The sequence below is a fragment of the Pseudomonas sp. BN515 genome, assembly GCF_029873155.1.
GTDB lineage: Bacteria > Pseudomonadota > Gammaproteobacteria > Pseudomonadales > Pseudomonadaceae > Metapseudomonas.
In genome coordinates, this window is the sequence record NZ_SSOH01000014.1 from 30,412 (window position 1) to 45,101 (window position 14,690).

18 protein-coding genes are annotated in these 14,690 nt (G+C 64.8%); 5 read left to right on the forward strand and 13 right to left on the reverse strand.

What is annotated here, in order from left to right; translation table 11 throughout:
- Positions 1 to 20 precede the first annotated feature (20 nt).
- Positions 21 to 350 carry a DUF5629 family protein gene (locus E8E91_RS02800; RefSeq protein ID WP_280374503.1) on the forward strand — a complete coding sequence of 110 codons (330 nt, stop codon included), beginning with the start codon at positions 21 to 23 and terminating at the stop codon, positions 348 to 350.
- A 151-nt stretch (positions 351 to 501) separates the two neighbouring features.
- On the opposite strand, the gene E8E91_RS02805 is transcribed toward E8E91_RS02800, so the two are convergent.
- Entirely contained in the window at positions 502 to 1,092 is a 591-nt protein-coding gene (locus tag E8E91_RS02805; protein ID WP_280374504.1) for an XRE family transcriptional regulator, read from the reverse strand.
- Positions 1,093 to 1,152: 60 nt separating this feature from the next.
- Between E8E91_RS02805 and rhtA the strand changes: the two genes are divergently transcribed.
- A complete protein-coding gene (gene rhtA / locus E8E91_RS02810; protein ID WP_280374505.1) occupies positions 1,153 to 2,046 on the forward strand; it encodes a threonine/homoserine exporter RhtA in 894 nt (297 codons plus the stop codon).
- A 90-nt stretch (positions 2,047 to 2,136) separates the two neighbouring features.
- Positions 2,137 to 3,078: a serine O-acetyltransferase EpsC gene (epsC, locus tag E8E91_RS02815; RefSeq protein WP_280369573.1), complete on the forward strand. Its 942-nt coding sequence runs from the start codon at positions 2,137 to 2,139 to the stop codon at positions 3,076 to 3,078.
- Positions 3,079 to 3,289: 211 nt separating this feature from the next.
- Here epsC and E8E91_RS02820 read toward each other — a convergent pair whose 3' ends face one another.
- From E8E91_RS02820 to E8E91_RS02865, 10 genes are all read right to left on the reverse strand, one after another.
- On the reverse strand, positions 3,290 to 4,420 hold the full coding sequence (locus tag E8E91_RS02820) for a M14-type cytosolic carboxypeptidase (protein ID WP_280374506.1): 1,131 nt from the start codon (positions 4,418 to 4,420) through the stop codon (positions 3,290 to 3,292).
- Between the two features lie 109 nt (positions 4,421 to 4,529).
- A complete protein-coding gene (locus tag E8E91_RS02825) occupies positions 4,530 to 5,192 on the reverse strand; it encodes a DUF480 domain-containing protein (protein WP_280374507.1) in 663 nt (220 codons plus the stop codon).
- A 47-nt stretch (positions 5,193 to 5,239) separates the two neighbouring features.
- Entirely contained in the window at positions 5,240 to 6,124 is an 885-nt protein-coding gene (locus E8E91_RS02830; RefSeq protein ID WP_280374508.1) for a LysR family transcriptional regulator, read from the reverse strand.
- Positions 6,125 to 6,478: 354 nt separating this feature from the next.
- Positions 6,479 to 6,805: a Rieske (2Fe-2S) protein gene (locus E8E91_RS02835; RefSeq protein WP_280374509.1), complete on the reverse strand. Its 327-nt coding sequence runs from the start codon at positions 6,803 to 6,805 to the stop codon at positions 6,479 to 6,481.
- The gene (locus E8E91_RS02840) at positions 6,802 to 7,113 is read right to left on the reverse strand and encodes a YciI family protein (protein ID WP_280369563.1); all 312 of its coding nucleotides are present in this window, start codon (positions 7,111 to 7,113) and stop codon (positions 6,802 to 6,804) included. The genes E8E91_RS02835 and E8E91_RS02840 overlap by 4 nt, the downstream gene beginning before the upstream one ends.
- On the reverse strand, positions 7,113 to 7,985 hold the full coding sequence (locus E8E91_RS02845) for an intradiol ring-cleavage dioxygenase (protein WP_280374510.1): 873 nt from the start codon (positions 7,983 to 7,985) through the stop codon (positions 7,113 to 7,115). Before E8E91_RS02845 ends, E8E91_RS02840 begins: the two co-directional genes overlap by 1 nt.
- Positions 7,986 to 8,090: 105 nt before the next feature.
- Positions 8,091 to 9,158, reverse strand: coding sequence for a maleylacetate reductase (locus E8E91_RS02850; RefSeq protein ID WP_280374511.1), 1,068 nt, complete (start codon positions 9,156 to 9,158; stop codon positions 8,091 to 8,093).
- An 8-nt stretch (positions 9,159 to 9,166) separates the two neighbouring features.
- Complete coding sequence (locus E8E91_RS02855) at positions 9,167 to 10,630, reverse strand: aldehyde dehydrogenase family protein (protein WP_280374512.1); 1,464 nt, start codon at positions 10,628 to 10,630, stop codon at positions 9,167 to 9,169.
- A 92-nt stretch (positions 10,631 to 10,722) separates the two neighbouring features.
- Complete coding sequence (locus tag E8E91_RS02860) at positions 10,723 to 11,742, reverse strand: hydroxyquinol 1,2-dioxygenase (RefSeq protein WP_280374513.1); 1,020 nt, start codon at positions 11,740 to 11,742, stop codon at positions 10,723 to 10,725.
- Positions 11,743 to 11,780: 38 nt separating this feature from the next.
- Entirely contained in the window at positions 11,781 to 12,275 is a 495-nt protein-coding gene (locus E8E91_RS02865) for a hydroxyquinol 1,2-dioxygenase (RefSeq protein WP_280374514.1), read from the reverse strand.
- Positions 12,276 to 12,701: 426 nt separating this feature from the next.
- Here E8E91_RS02865 and E8E91_RS02870 point away from each other — a divergent pair, with 426 nt between their 5' ends.
- On the forward strand, positions 12,702 to 13,178 hold the full coding sequence (locus E8E91_RS02870) for a hypothetical protein (RefSeq protein ID WP_280374515.1): 477 nt from the start codon (positions 12,702 to 12,704) through the stop codon (positions 13,176 to 13,178).
- 347 nt (positions 13,179 to 13,525) lie between these two features.
- On the opposite strand, the gene E8E91_RS02875 is transcribed toward E8E91_RS02870, so the two are convergent.
- On the reverse strand, positions 13,526 to 13,816 hold the full coding sequence (locus tag E8E91_RS02875) for a hypothetical protein (RefSeq protein ID WP_280374516.1): 291 nt from the start codon (positions 13,814 to 13,816) through the stop codon (positions 13,526 to 13,528).
- 85 nt (positions 13,817 to 13,901) lie between these two features.
- On the reverse strand, positions 13,902 to 14,225 hold the full coding sequence (locus E8E91_RS02880) for a hypothetical protein (RefSeq protein ID WP_280367383.1): 324 nt from the start codon (positions 14,223 to 14,225) through the stop codon (positions 13,902 to 13,904).
- A gap of 188 nt (positions 14,226 to 14,413) precedes the next feature.
- Between E8E91_RS02880 and E8E91_RS02885 the strand changes: the two genes are divergently transcribed.
- The gene (locus tag E8E91_RS02885) at positions 14,414 to 14,644 is read left to right on the forward strand and encodes a DUF2789 domain-containing protein (protein WP_280374517.1); all 231 of its coding nucleotides are present in this window, start codon (positions 14,414 to 14,416) and stop codon (positions 14,642 to 14,644) included.
- Positions 14,645 to 14,690: the final 46 nt, after the last annotated feature.

The window sequence follows — 14,690 nt, forward strand, 5'->3', positions numbered from 1 at the left end:
ACTGACTGATGGATACCCCAATGAGCCACGAAACCCTGCTGGACGCCCTGCTCGACGCCGACATGCTGGAAATCGACGACCTGCACGCCTGGGAGTTCGACTTGGACGAAGCGCTGGTGGAAGCGCTGGACGCCGGCCAATCGGGCGACCCCGAGGCCCAGCTGCTGCGCATCGAATGCATGGACGGCCGCTCCCGCCGCGAATGGCGCTTCAGCCAGGACGCCGTGCAGGCCGCGCGCTTCGACGCCGAAACCGGCTGCTGGAAACTGGCTGGCACCGATGGCGAACACACCCTGCGCTGTTTTGACGCCTTCGGCGGCGATGCCGAGGATGAAGACGAGCAGGAGTGAGCTGTCTGCTCTAGGGGCGAACCTGCGGTCCGCTTGGCGATTGAAATCGCCCCTACAACGCAATACCCGACGGGCTGAGGCGCTCTTCTCCTGTGGGGGCGAATTCATTCGCCAAGGATGGCGTAGCCGTCCCCCTGCCCACTAAGCCGCCTCAGGTGAGGACATTGCGCACAAACCGCACCAACTGCTCGCCTTCGTTGGCATAGATGTAGGGCTGGTCGCTACCGAACACCAGGAAATCTCCGGCCGCTATCTGATGCGTCTCGCCACTGTGCAGGACGGTCAGATCCCCTTCGATCACGTAGATCATCTCTCGCCAGCCTTCGGCATCCGGTTCGGCCCTGTAGCGCTCACCCGGCGCCAGCGACCAACTCCAGAGCTCCACTTCATGCCGTGTCGCTGAACTGGCCAGCAAGGTGGCCTTGCTGCCGGGCTTGGCGCCCACCCAGGCCACGGCATTGATACGGGAACGATCGGGGCGATCCGGTTGTTGCACCAGATCGGGAAAGAGCACGCCGAGGGCGGCGGCGATTCGGTCCAGCGTGGCCAGACTGACATTCACATCACCGCCTTCGATGCCCACCAGCATGCGCCGGCTGACGCCGGCAGCAGTGGCCAGGGCTTCCTGGCTGAGGCCCGCGGCACGGCGCAGGCGGCGGACGTTCTCGGAGACGTGCTCCAGGACGTTGGGACGTTCATCGGATTTGGGCAACATATTGCTCACACCCTGGCTTTTGCGCATTATGTTGCACATTAGCATTCGAATACGCCAGCCCTCTACCGTTCTGCCGGATCAGCCACCATGACCTCGCTGTCGCGCCGCCTCGCCTCCACCCTGCTGCCCGTTTCCGTCCTCCTGGTGGCAATGGCCTCCATCCAGAGCGGCGCGTCGCTCGCCAAAAGCCTGTTCCCGGTAATCGGCCCCCAGGGCACCACCACCCTGCGCCTGGTGTTCGCGGCCATCATCCTCACGCTGGTCCTTCGGCCCTGGCGTGCACGCATCAGCAAGGAATCCCTCAAACCGCTGATCCTCTACGGCCTGGCCCTGGGCGGCATGAACCTGATGTTCTACATGTCCCTGCGCACCATCCCGCTGGGCATCGCCGTCGCCCTCGAATTCACCGGCCCCCTGGCGGTGGCGCTGTTCGCTTCGCGCCGCGCCATCGACTTCATCTGGATCGGCCTGGCAGCCCTGGGCCTCTGGCTCCTGCTGCCGCTGGGGAAGACGGGAGGCCACCTGGACCTGACGGGCATGGCCTACGCCCTTGGCGCAGGCGTCTGCTGGGCGCTGTACATCCTCTACGGCGCCAAGGCCGGCAGCGACCACGGCATGCAGGGCGCGGCCCTCGGCGTGCTGGTGGCGGCCATCTTCACGGCGCCGATCGGCATCGCCCATGCAGGCGTCGACCTGCTGCGCCCGGAACTGTTGCCCATAGCGCTGGGCGTCGCCCTGCTCTCCACGGCCATCCCCTACACCCTGGAAATGGTCGCCCTGACCCGCCTGCCGACACAGACCTTCGGCACTTTGATGAGCATCGAGCCCGCATTCGGCGCTCTTTCCGGGCTGATCTTCCTCGGCGAGCACCTGTCGCTGCTGCAGTGGCTGGCGATCTTCTGCATCATCCTCGCGTCCGTCGGCTGCACCGTCACGGCGCCACCGCGCCAGCCGTCCCAGCCCCTGGTGCCAGCCGACTAATCCGGGCATTTCCGCTGATTTTCCTCTTGCGGAGAACGGGTGATTCTCCGCAGGCTATAGCGATCCGGACCGCGTCTTACAGGTACCCCAATGAACAGACTTCCCTATGTCGCCACCGGCTGCCAGCCGGTGAACTGGCAGCTGGACCAGATCGTCAGCGACTTGCGCGACGCCCGCGCCCAATGGCGTAGCCGGCACGGCCGCCTGCAGGACCGTGGCGGCCGCGAACTGCCCTCCCGCGTCACCGTCGGTCACATCATCGAAGCCCTGTCCGGTGCCCTCTTCCCCATGCGCCTCGGCCCAGCCGACCTGCGCGAAGAGAGCGAGGACTTCTACGTCGGCCATACCCTGGATGTGGCGCTCAACGCCCTGGCCGGTGAAGTGCGCCGCGAACTCTCCTATACCGCGCGCCACAACGGTGCCAGTGGCGATGACATCGCCTGCCAGGCCATCGAGATCGTCAAGGGATTCGCCGCCACCCTGCCCAAGCTGCGGGTGCTGCTGGATACCGACGTGCTGGCCGCCTTCCAGGGCGACCCGGCGGCGCGCAGCGTGGATGAAGTGCTGATCTGCTATCCGGGCGTGCACGCGGTGATCCACCACCGCCTGGCCCACTATTTCTACAAGGCCGGCCTGCCGCTGCTGGCGCGGATGATCGCCGAGATCGCCCACTCCGCCACCGGCATCGACATCCACCCCGGCGCGCAGATCGGCAAGAGCTTCTTCATCGACCACGGCACCGGCGTGGTGATCGGCGAGACCGCGATCATCGGCGAGCGGGTGCGCATCTACCAGGCGGTGACCCTCGGCGCCAAGCGCTTCCCGGCGGACGAGGAAGGCAACCTGCAGAAGGGCCAGCCTCGCCACCCGATCGTCGAAGACGACGTGGTGATCTACGCCGGCGCGACCATCCTCGGCCGCATCACCATCGGCAAGGGCTCCACCATCGGCGGTAACGTCTGGCTGACCCGCAGCGTGCCGGAAGACAGCAACATCACCCAGGCTAACCTGCAGAACGAAAGCGGGGTTTGACGTTGTGGGGGCGAATTCATTCGCAATTGAAATCGCTCCCACAGAGGCTCGGTACCCACATTTCCCCCCTCACCCCAGCCCTCTCCCTCAGGGAGAGGGGGCTGACGGTGCAGGACTGAAAGATCGTGCCAACAGTAGGGTGGAAATCGCTTTTCATTTCCACCAACAAAAAACGGCCCCATCAGGGGCCGTTTTTCATTGCGCGCTCAGCTCAACGCAGCTTGTCCACCATCGCCGCGATCACCGACAGCACATCCTTGCCCAGGCGCTTGGAACGTTCGCCGTTCCAGGCGGTACGCGGGTGCGGGTTGTCGTCGTGGTCCTTGAACGGCATCTCGATGGTGAAGGACAGGCAGTCGAAGGCCATACCCACCGCATTGCACGCCAGGGTGGTGTTGGCCTTGCCCGGTTCGTCGCGGGGATAGCCGAACGCCGTCTGGAACTCCGCCCCCATTTCCACCAGGCGCTGGCGGAACTCGCTTTCCAGGGCTTCCAGGCGCGGCGTGTAACCGGGGTTGCCTTCGCAGCCGGCGGTGAACACGTGAGGGATTTCCTCGTCGCCATGGATGTCGAGGAACAGGTCCACGCCCACCTTGCGCATCTGCTGCTGGACGAAGAACACCTCCGGGGTCTCGGTGTCGTCGGCCGACTGCCAGGCGCGGTTGAGGTCCTTGCCGGCGACGTTGGTCCGCAGGTGGCCACGGAAGGCGCCGTCCGGGTTCATGTTCGGCACCAGGTAGAGGTCGGCCTTGGCCAGCAGCGCGTCGATCTCGGCATCTCCCTCCTTCGACAGGCGCTCGACCACCCCTTCCATGTACCACTCGGCCATGTGTTCGCCGGGGTGCTGCTGGGCGATGATCCAGACCTTGCGCTGGGCGTTCGGGTTGCGGCTGACGCGCAGCAGCGGAATCTCGCGACCCTCGATGCTCTTGCCCACCGCCACCACTTCGGCGCCGGTCTTGTCCAGGGCTTCGCTGATGAGCCAGTCGTGACGGGCGCGGCTGTAGGGCTCGAAATAGGCGAACCAGATCTGCTCGTGGGTGGGCTCAAGGGCAAAGTGCAGGCCCTTGTCGTCGAAACTGCTGGGCACACGGAACCAGTTGACCTGGTCGTAGGACGCGGTGGCGTTGTAGCCGGTCCAGGCGTGGCTGTAGGCGGACTGCCCGGCGTTGGTCAGGCTGAAGCCGTGGCGCTGGCCGGGGGTCATGCCCTCGACCTTGAAGTGGAACCACTGGAAGTGGTGGCTCTTCAGGTCCGGCCGCATGGCCAGCAGCACCTGCTGCGGGTTGCTGGCGTCAATCACTTCGATATTGCCGCTGTCGAAGTCCGAGCTGATCTTCATGAATACCTCAGGGGCTCTTTTTTTCACGGTACGAACAGCATCGCAGGTCGCGCCGTGCGGGAAAATCGTCGGGGCGACATCGACGGACAGCCGGTGCCCCGTATGGAGGTTATTCGCCTCGGTCTTCCAGGCGGGCAAGGCGTGCTTCCAGGTCCGCGACCCGCGCTTCCAGCTCTTCGATGCGGGCATCGGCAGCGGCGCGCGCCTCGCCACCCCGCTCCGGCTGGCTGGCGCGGGCCTCCAGCAGGGCCTCGAGGTCGGCCGGCTCGCCCATCAGGTGCATGTAGCGGTCTTCGCGCTGGCCGCCCTGGCGCGGCATCAGGACTGCCAGACCACGGCCGATGAGGCGTTCGAGCTGGTGGCGGACGTCTTCGGTGTCGTCGAAATCGGCCATGCGGTTGCTGCGGGTCAGCAGCTCGCCCAGGGTCTGCGGGCCGCGCAGGAGCAGCAGGCCGATGAGGATCAGCTGCGGCTGCACCACTTCCAGGGCCTTGTCCGCGCGCTGCTCCCAGCGGTCGGCGCGGCTGCCCATCACCAGCTTCACCAGGCCACGCGACTCCAGGTTGCGCAGCGACTGGCCGGCCTGGCCGGGAGTGACGTTCATCACCGGCTCACGGCTGGTCTTCTGGTTGCTGGCCAGTACCAGGGCGTTGAGGGTCAGCGGGTAGGACTCGGGGGTGGTGGCCTGCTTCTCGATCAGGCTGCCGAGGAGCCGGGCCTCGATGGCGTTGAGCGGAGCGTCGGCGAACTGGGCATGGATCTCGGTGGACATAGCACTATCCGTCTGCTGAAAAGTGCCACTAGCCTAGTCTCCGCCGGCTAGCGAGAAAAGCGCTGCACCAGGAAGTCGATGAAGGCCCTCACCTTGGCGGGCAGCCGGCGCCCCGGCGGGCACACCGCGTAGATCTGCGAAGCGGGCAGCGGAAAGTCCTGCAACACCTCCACCAACCGGCCGCTGGCGAGATTTTCCTCCAGCAGAAAGCGCGGTAGCGACACCAGCCCGAGGCCATCCATCGCCGCCTGCACCAGCACCTCGCCATTGTTGGCGATCAATCTGGGCCGCACCGTCACCGAACGCCATTCACGCCCCATGAGGAACTGCCACTGGCTGCTGTTGGCGCGGTTCTTGTAGCCCAGGCACTGGTGTTCGCGCAGGTCGTCGGGCACGTGCGGGGTGCCGTGTTCGGCGAGGTAGGCGGGGCTGGCGCAGATGGCGTGCGGGCAAGGCCCTAGCTCGCGCGCCACCAGGGTGGAATCCGGCAGGCGGCCGATGCGCAGCGTGAGGTCGTAGCCTTCGTTGACCAGGTCCACGTAGCGGTCGTTCAGGTCCAGCTCCACCTCGAGACCTGGATGGGCCTGCATGAACTCGTTGAGCGCCGGCGACAGGTACTTGAGCCCGAACGACATGGGCGCGGCCAGTCGCAGGCGTCCGCGCAACTCGCTCTGCAGGCTGCGGGTTGCCTCCTCGGCTTCGGTCAGGTCGCGAAGGATGCGCTGGGTGCGCTCGAAGTAGTCCATCCCGGTCTCGGTCAGGCTGAGGCGCCGGGTGGTGCGATTGAACAGCCGGCACTCCAGGTGCCGCTCCAGCGCACTCATGCGCCGGCTGACCACTGATTTTGCGATGTTCAAGCGCTGCGCGGCCGCCGAGAAGCCGCCGGTCTCGACCACGACCACGAATACCCGCATGTCTTCGAACAGGTTCATCGCTATCCGCCTGTGAGGAACGAGTGGCCGTTATCACAGGTTTAGCGGATTTGGGCATTGGCATTTGTTAAGGCACTTTGTGCTCTGTGGGAGCGATTTCAATCGCGATGCGAATCGCAGATTCGCCCCACTGTCGTACCAAGGGCCGCTGCGCGGCCATTCGCGAATGAATTCGCTCCCACAATTGGCATTCGCATTGGCAAGACGCGCATTCGCGGGCCGAAATCTTGTAGGGGCGAATTCATTCGCCAAGCAGGCCGAAGGTCTGCGCTTGAATGCCATGGGGGCAGCTTCGCTTCCCTTGGCGAATGAATTCGCCCCTACAGAAGTAGAATCCCTCTGGAAGAGCTCCCGCTACAGAACCACCACCCTCCCCTCCACCACCCTCACCGGCACTGGTTCCAGCCGGCTGCCTTCACAGGGGCCTTCGATGCAGTGGCCGTCCTCGAAGCGGAACAGGGCGCTGTGGTGGGCGCACATCAGCACCTGGCTGCGATAGGTGCAGAACTCGCCGGGGCGGAAGTCCAGCGGCACCGAGAAATGCGGGCAGCGATTGCGATAGCCCCACACCTCCTCGCCACGGCGCACCAGTACCAACGGCAACGCCTTGCCCTCCAGCTCGGCGTCCAGGGCCAGGGCGCCACCGTCGGCGATGGCGTCCAGCGCGCAGAGCGGGTTCATCCCCGCAGCTCCGGGTTGCCCAGGCCCCAGTTCCAGGGGCGGATCTCGATGTGCTCGAACAGCCCGGCAAGTACGTAGGGGTCGTCGCCGAGAAAGGCCTGCACCTCGGCCAGGCTCATCGCCTCCACCACCAGCAATGTGCCGTTCATGCGGCCATTGCTGTGGTCCAGCGTCGGACCGCCGAGGCGCACCACAACCCGGTGCGGATAGGGATTGCGCAGGTGTTCGCGATGAGCCGGACGCACCTGGTTGCGCAGGCTGATCTGGTTCGGCTTGTCGGTGGCGAAGACGGCGAAGTACTGGCTCATCAGGCTGCTCGCTCCAGCACGAAGTCGTAGCTGGCCAGGCGGAAATCACCGTCGAAGCCGAATTGCGCCGCCAGCGGATGGTTCGCCTGGCACGGCTGGTAGACCACCTTGAGGGAGTCCTTGACGCCGAACACCACGTCCGAGTCCAGGTACGGATCGTCATGGTTGAACAGGTGGGTGACCAGGGTGCGCTGACCGGACGCCATGACCATGAAGTGCAGGTGCGCCGGCCGCCAGGGGTGGCGGTCGCTGGCTTGCAGCAGGCGCCCCACCGGGCCATCGGTGGGAATGGGATAGCTCACCGGCAAGGTGGTGCGAATGGCGAAACGACCCTCCGCGTCGGTGCGATAACGCCCGCGCAGGTTGGTCAGGGGCTGCTCCGGGTCCTGCCCGGAATACATGCCGTTCTCCGCGGTCTGCCAGACATCCAGCACCGCATTGGCGATGGGTTCGCCCACCGCATCCAGTACCCGCCCCTGCACCAGGGCCGGTTCGCCCGGAGTGAAGGCCATGTTCTCGCCGTGGCCACGCTCCGGCATGCCGGCGATGTAGAACGGCCCGAACACCGTGGTTTCGGTCGCCGACTCGCAGGCACGGTGATTGATGGCGTCCACCAGCATGGACAGGCCGATCACATCCGAGAGCAGGATGAATTCCTGGCGCACGGTGCCGTCGCACTTCTTGCCGGTATCGGTGAGAAAGCGGATGCCTTCCAGCCATTCGTCCTCGGTCAACTCCACCTCGCTGGCGAACGCGTGGAGATGCCGAACCAGGCTCTGCACCACCTGGCGCAGGCGCGGGTTGGGCGTGTTGGCGAAGGCGGCAACCGCCTGGGCGGAAATCTTCGCTTCGTTAGTCGGGATGTTGTTCATCTTGTGTTCCCGTGAGTCCAGGTTTGCTGATCCGTAGGGTGCGTCGTGCGCACGAGAAAGCGCGTGCGCGGGAACTGGTGCGCGCGGCGCACCCTACGAGCGACGTCAGGCCGGTGGCAGGCCCTGCCAGGCGCGCACGAGCATGGCTTCGATGGCGTCCTGCTCGAACGGGCGTGGGTTGTAGTAGGGGCTGGAGCAGGCGATTACCGCCGTCTCCGCCGGGCCTTCCTCGGGCAGGCCGATCTCGGCCAGGGAGGCCGGGATTCCCAGCTTGCGGTTCAGGGCGAACAACAGCGGCCCCACCTCCTCCGCCTCCTTGCCCCCCAGCGCACGGGCGGCGCGACGCAGCGGCTCGGCGGCAGCCTCGCGGTTGTAGTGGGCGGCATGGGGCAGCACCACTGCATGGGCCTGGGCATGGGGCAGATTGAAGGTGCCGCCCAGGGTGTGGCAGAGCTTGTGGTGGATGGCCATGCCCACCGAGCCCAGGCAGATGCCGGCCAACCAGGCCCCGTAGAGCGCGCGGCTGCGGGCTTCGGCGTCTTCCGGGTTGACGACCACGCCCGGCAGGGACTCGGCCAGGGCGCGAATCGACTCTTCCGCCATCAGCGTGATGATGGGGTTGGCGTCCTGGGCATAGAGCGCCTCCACCGCATGGGCCATGGCGTTCATGCCGGAGCAGGCGGAGATGGCCGTGGGCAGGCTCAGAGTCAGCTGCGGGTCGTAGACCACGGTCTTCGGCAGCACGCGGAAATCGCGCCCGGTTTTCTTCAGGCGGTTCTCGGTGAGGCCGTAGATGGGGGTCATCTCGGAGCCGGCATAGGTCGTCGGCACCGCCAGGATCGGCAGGCCGGACTCCAGTGCGATGGCCTTGCCAAGACCGATGGTGGAGCCACCGCCGATGGCAACGCAGCAGTCGGCGCCAAGCCGGACCGCCTCTTCACGCGCGGCTCGGGCCACTTCCACCGGCACATGCATCACCGCCTGCGGATAGACCCCGGCGGCGCGCTCGCCAAGGATGCCCGCCACCCGCTCGCCCAAGTGGCGCTGTTCCGGCGTGGTGAGGATCAACGCGCGGCGGGCGCCGAGCTTGTCCAGTTCCTCGGCCAGCAAGTCCAGCTTGCCCCAGCCGAACACCACGCGGGATGCCAGGCCCTGGTAGATGAAAGGATTCATGGTCGACCTCAACGCTTGAAATGGGGCGGAATCTTCGCGTCCACGTTGACCCACACGGAGCGGGCCTCGGTGTAGTCGTGGATGGCCTCGAAGCCCATCTCACGGCCATAGCCCGACTGGCCGACACCGCCGAAGGGGCTGCCGGGGCTGACGCGCTTGTAGCAGTTGATCCAGCACATGCCCGCGTGGATGTTCGCCGCCATGCGGTGAGCACGCTGCAGGTCGCGGGTCCACAGACCGCTGCCCAGGCCGTACTGGGTGCCGTTGGCGATTGCCAGAGCTTCGTCATCCGTGGAGAAGCGCAGCACAGTGACGAACGGGCCGAACACCTCTTCCTGGGCCACGCGGTGATCCGGCTGGGCTTCGACCACAGTCGGCTCGACGTAGTAGCCATCGGCGAGCGCCGGATCGCTGGGTGCCTTGCCGCCGGTAAGTATGCGGCCACCCTGGGCGCGGGCGATGTCCACATAGTCCATCACGCGGTCGCGGTGCTGGGCGGACGTCAGTGGGCCCATTTCAGTGTTCGGGTCCAGCGGGCTGCCCAGGCGGATGGAGCGCGCCAGGCCGATGAAACGTTCGAGGAATTCGTCAGCAATGCGCTCGTGGAGAATCAGCCGCGAACCGGCGATGCAGGCCTGCCCCTGGTTATGGAAGATCGCCCAGGCGGCGCCATTCACGGCGGCGTCCAGATCGGCGTCCTCGAAGACGATGTTGGCGCCCTTCCCGCCCAGCTCCAGCTGTACCCGCTTGAGGTTGCCCTGGGAGGCTTCGACGATGCGACGGCCGGTGGCGGTGGAGCCGGTGAAGCAGATCTTGCCCACGTCCTCGTGCTCGGCCAGGCGCTGGCCGGCGGTGTGGCCGTAACCCGGCACCACGTTGACCACGCCGTCGGGGAAGCCAACTTCCTTCATCAGCTCGGCGATGCGCAGAGTGGACAGCGGGGTGATCTCCGACGGTTTGATCACCACCGTGTTACCGGCGGCGAGCGCCGGGCCCATCTTCCAGCTGGTGAACATCAGCGGGAAGTTCCACGGCACGATCTGGCCGACCACGCCGATAGGTTTGCGCTGCACGTAGTTGAGGAAACCGGCTTCCACCGGGATCACCGCCCCTTCGATCTTGTCGGCCATGCCGCCGAAGTAGCGGAAACAGGCGGCGGTGCGCGGGACATCGAGGCCGCGGGAGTCGCGAATTGGATGGCCGGTGTCCAGGGATTCCAGCTGCGCCAGTTCTTCTGCCTGTTCCTCGATCTTGTCCGCCAGTTTCAGCAGCAGGCGACCGCGCTCGGCGCCCGACAGTGCGGCCCAGGCCGGAAAGGCGCGCTTGGCCGCGGCAACAGCCAGGTCCACGTCCTCGGCTTCAGCGGCAGCGATATGGGTGATCAATGAGCCGTCATGGGGCGACAGGACTTCGATCGTCCCGCCCTTCTGGGCCGGCACGAAGCGGCCATCGATGAAGAGTTGGTTCTGCATAAAAAAGCTCTCCGGGCGCCGTGACCAGGCACGGCGCCCATATGTGGCATGAATTGCCCACCTCTCCCCTCAGGGGAGAGGGGCGCTGGGAGTCAGAACTCCACCGGGTACGGCGGCAGCTCACCGCTCTCGTAGCGTTGCGGCAGGTTCGGCGTGGCGTTCTCCCACACCAGCAGCATGGAGCGCTTGGTGGAGTAGCCCTGGTGGCGGATGTCCGCGGGCATGGCGCAGATGTCGCCCGGACGCATGGTGATGCGGGCACGCGGGGCGCCGTCGTCCTTGTCGGCGACGTCCCAGATGATTTCGTCGGAGAGTTGCAGGAACCACTCCACGCGGTCGTTGCCGTGGAACACCGGGAGGATGAATTCCTCGGTGGTCGGGCAGAACAGGCTGGCCTTGCACACCGAGCTGACCGAGGGGTTCCAGGTCACGTCGGAGCGGGACAGGTACTTGTACAGGTTGAAGGCATGCAGCTCGCCTTCGAAGCCTTCGGCGGCGTGGATTTCCGGCTCGTCCTGGGGCACGTCGGCGAACTGGCGGTTCACCGGCAGGTCGTTGCGCAGCGGCGAGTCATCCGGCAGGCCGGGCATCCGGCGGGTGGCGACGCGGAAGCGTTCGATGGCCTCGATGTTGTCGCCGTTCTTGCGACCGAAGGCGCTGCCGGTTTCTTCCGGCGCGGCGAAGGGGTCGAAGCCGGCATTGGTCCAGTCACGCAGGATGGCCTTGAACGTGGCCATGATCTTCGGCGTTTCGAACTGCTCGGTGTAGTCGACGCCCGCCTCGCGCAGCACGCCGTTGAAGGTGCCGGCATAGAGGTCGACCTTGCCGTAATGGTTGCGGGTGCCGATCACCTCGTCGAAGTTCACCCAGCCGTAGAAGAAGCCCCAGGCCACATCGCGCATGGTGGCGCGCAGGAAGGCGTCGGCGGGGATCAGGTGCGAGCGCTCCTGGCCCTTGGCCGGCCACTGGATGCGCGCGAAGTATTCATCGCGGGAAAAGGTGAAGGCGCCCAGCTTGAAGCTGCGGTAGCCGGTAATGGAGTCAGGCAGGCTGGCTTCGACTTCATCGGCGGCGAAGCTGGCGGAGGTGTCGAGGGTTTCGAGCATGGCCATGGTGGATGTCCTCTTGTTCTGGTCGTCGGTCGGGGCTGTCACTTCAGGCAGATGTCTGCCCACTTCTCCACCGACAGCGGTCCCTTGATGGTCTGCAGCAGGAGTACCGAAGGCTGCGCGCTTTCGAAGCGGTAGGCGCAGGCGGCCGGTAACAGGGCCTGGTGACCGCGCTTGAGCAGGACGTAACCCATCGGGCGGCCCTTGGGCTGCTCACCGGCCAGGTGAGTGCCTTCGCCGTCACCCAGTGGCTCGTCCAGCTTGAGGAAATCCACCCGCACTTCGCCGTCCACCGAGATGGCGAATTCATCGTGGGCGGCGGTGTACCAGGGAGAGGTGCCTTCGGCACGCAGGGTCTCGATGACGTAGCCAAGGTTCAGGCCGACCACCACCTTTTCATAAGGAGCGGATCGACTGGCGACGTCGAAGATGTTGGAGAAGGCGTAGTGGCGAGCTTCGCCCTGGATGATCTCGATCGACCCAATGCGATGGTCGTCGAGCGAGCCGAAGACGGTACGGAAAGCGGCAGTGCTCATCTCATTCACCGTTTGTTGTTGTAGTGGGTGAGTGAACGTTACGAGCGACGCCGACAACCAACAATTCCAGGGCGGACGACAACAGTGTTTGCAAAACGCGAACAGTACCGCAGCAGCTCTGGAACAGCGCTTTCAGCCAGAACGGCGAGCTAACCGGCGCAGAAAAAGATGCAACTGTGGCAACGATGGAGGGACTCTATCGCGCAGATTGATCGAACTAATCGATTATACCAATTCATGGAAATAGCCTTTCCATTCGGCGTAATAACGCCCAAATAAAACGCCTAACTCTTTGTTTTTAATAGATCACACATAACTATTACTGACGTCGATGGTAATCATCACGCAGCATCACTTCTTCATCGAAATCACATCAGTAACATGGGCCCCGTAGACAAATTTCAACCCTCACCGAGGTGCCCGAAAATGAAGAAGCAAATCCTTGCCAGCCTGTTCATCGCCAGCCTGTCCGCCACTGCTTTCGCCCTGCCCCAGGGTGCCGTTGTCGCTGAAGGTGGTTCCGACCGCACCAGCATCCACCGCGTAGCCGAAGGTGGCGCTGACCGTACCGGTGCCAACCGTATCGCTGAAGGCGGTGCCGACCGTACTGGCGCCAACCGTATCGCTGAAGGTGGTGCCGACCGCACTGGCGCAAACCGCATCGCTGAAGGCGGTGCCGATCGCACTGGCGCCAACCGCATCGCTGAAGGCGGTGCCGATCGCACTGGCGCCAACCGTATCGCCGAAGGCGGTGCAGACCGCACTGGCGCCAACCGTGTCGCTGAAGGTGGCTCCGACCGCACCGGTGCCAATCGTGTCGCTGAAGGTGGTGCCGACCGCACTGGCGCCAACCGTGTCGCCGAAGGTGGTGCCGACCGTACTGGCGCCAACCGCATCAGCTGATCCCGGAGCACCGTTCAGAGGCGGGCAATCACGATGTATGCAAACCCTCGAAAGGCAGAAGGCGCCACTTGTGGCGCCTTCAGTCTATTTGGGAAACAGGAATACGAGTAACCAGCGCGCGGCCTTGCCTGTGGGAGCGATTTCAATCGCGACGCAGACCGCAGGTTCGCCTTTCAGCTTCCCTTCCCGGCACCTGGCTGAAGGCCAGACCCTGCGCAACGCTCAACCGCCGGTGCGCACGGTGCACCCTACCCCCACCTCCGTCCCCCCCGGTACATGGCTGCCCGTAGGGTGCGCTGCGCGCACCGATTCCGGGGCCGGCCCCGCGCGACACCCAACCGCCGCCCCTACTTCACCAGGCTCAGGCGCTTGTCGGTGAACACGCAGATCACCCCCGCCTCGTTGTACATGACCGGGTGATTGAAGTCGCAATACGCCGCCGCCACGCTCAGCGGCAGGGACTGGTTGACCGCCTTGCCCGCCTTGAACCAGGACATCTGTCCGGACTTGCACAGCTTGGCCTCGGCATCGGTGCTGTAAGTGCAGAGCACCGCCTGGTCGATGGGTTCCTCTTTCATGCAACCAACCAGCGGCAAGGCCGCCAGGCCAACGAGCGCGAGTTTTTTCAAAGGGGTCATGGATAGCTCCGTAGTGGGATGATCCGCCGAATCTGCGGACCCAGGGCCTTTGATCCATGGCCCCGTGCCAGGTTCCGCGGCAGGATCAGGTATAGCCGGTGTACAGCAGCATTCCCCAGGACATCAGGAAGATCGCTGCCAGTCCAACCAGATAATAGACACCCGCCAGCAACAGCCTGGTGGCGAGTGGGCGGGGTGAGTCGTGGATCAGCGGAAGCGCCGAAATGGCCGGCACCAGGAACATGCCGAAGGTGCTCAGACTGGAGTTGAACAACCAGTTGATCTGGAAGAATTCGTGAAGCAACTGGGCGAGGAAGATGAACAGCACAGGGGACCAGACCGGAGCGACCAGTAACAGGGCCTCCACCGGATCCCGAAAAGGATGCTTCTGCTCGCTATGGACGCCCATTTCGCCCCCTGTTCAGGTGGCCCAAGGTTCTTTTGAAACATTTTGTGTGAGGCTAGCCAAGCCTGCATCCAGTGCAAGCCCACGCCGGCTGTAGCCGACATCCTGCCGCCCGGCGGTCATGGCCGGCACAGGGTCTATAGTCGTTGGAGGTCTTTTTTGTCCGTTCAACGCCCTACCGGAGACCCGTCATGGATACCAGCCATCATTCTCTCAGCGCTCTTTTCGACCAACTCGGCCTGCCTTCCGACAAGAGCGGGATAGACCGCTTCGTCACCAGCCACCGCCTGGCGGTGGGTCAGCCCCTGCCCGATGCACCGTTCTGGAACAATGCTCAGTCCGCCTTCCTGCGCGACGCCCTGCTGGAGGATTCCGACTGGGCCGAGGAAGCCGACGAACTGGCGGTGCTCCTGAGCAAATGAGCGGAACGCAAAAAGGCGGCCACAGGGGCCGCCTTTTTCATGCCGC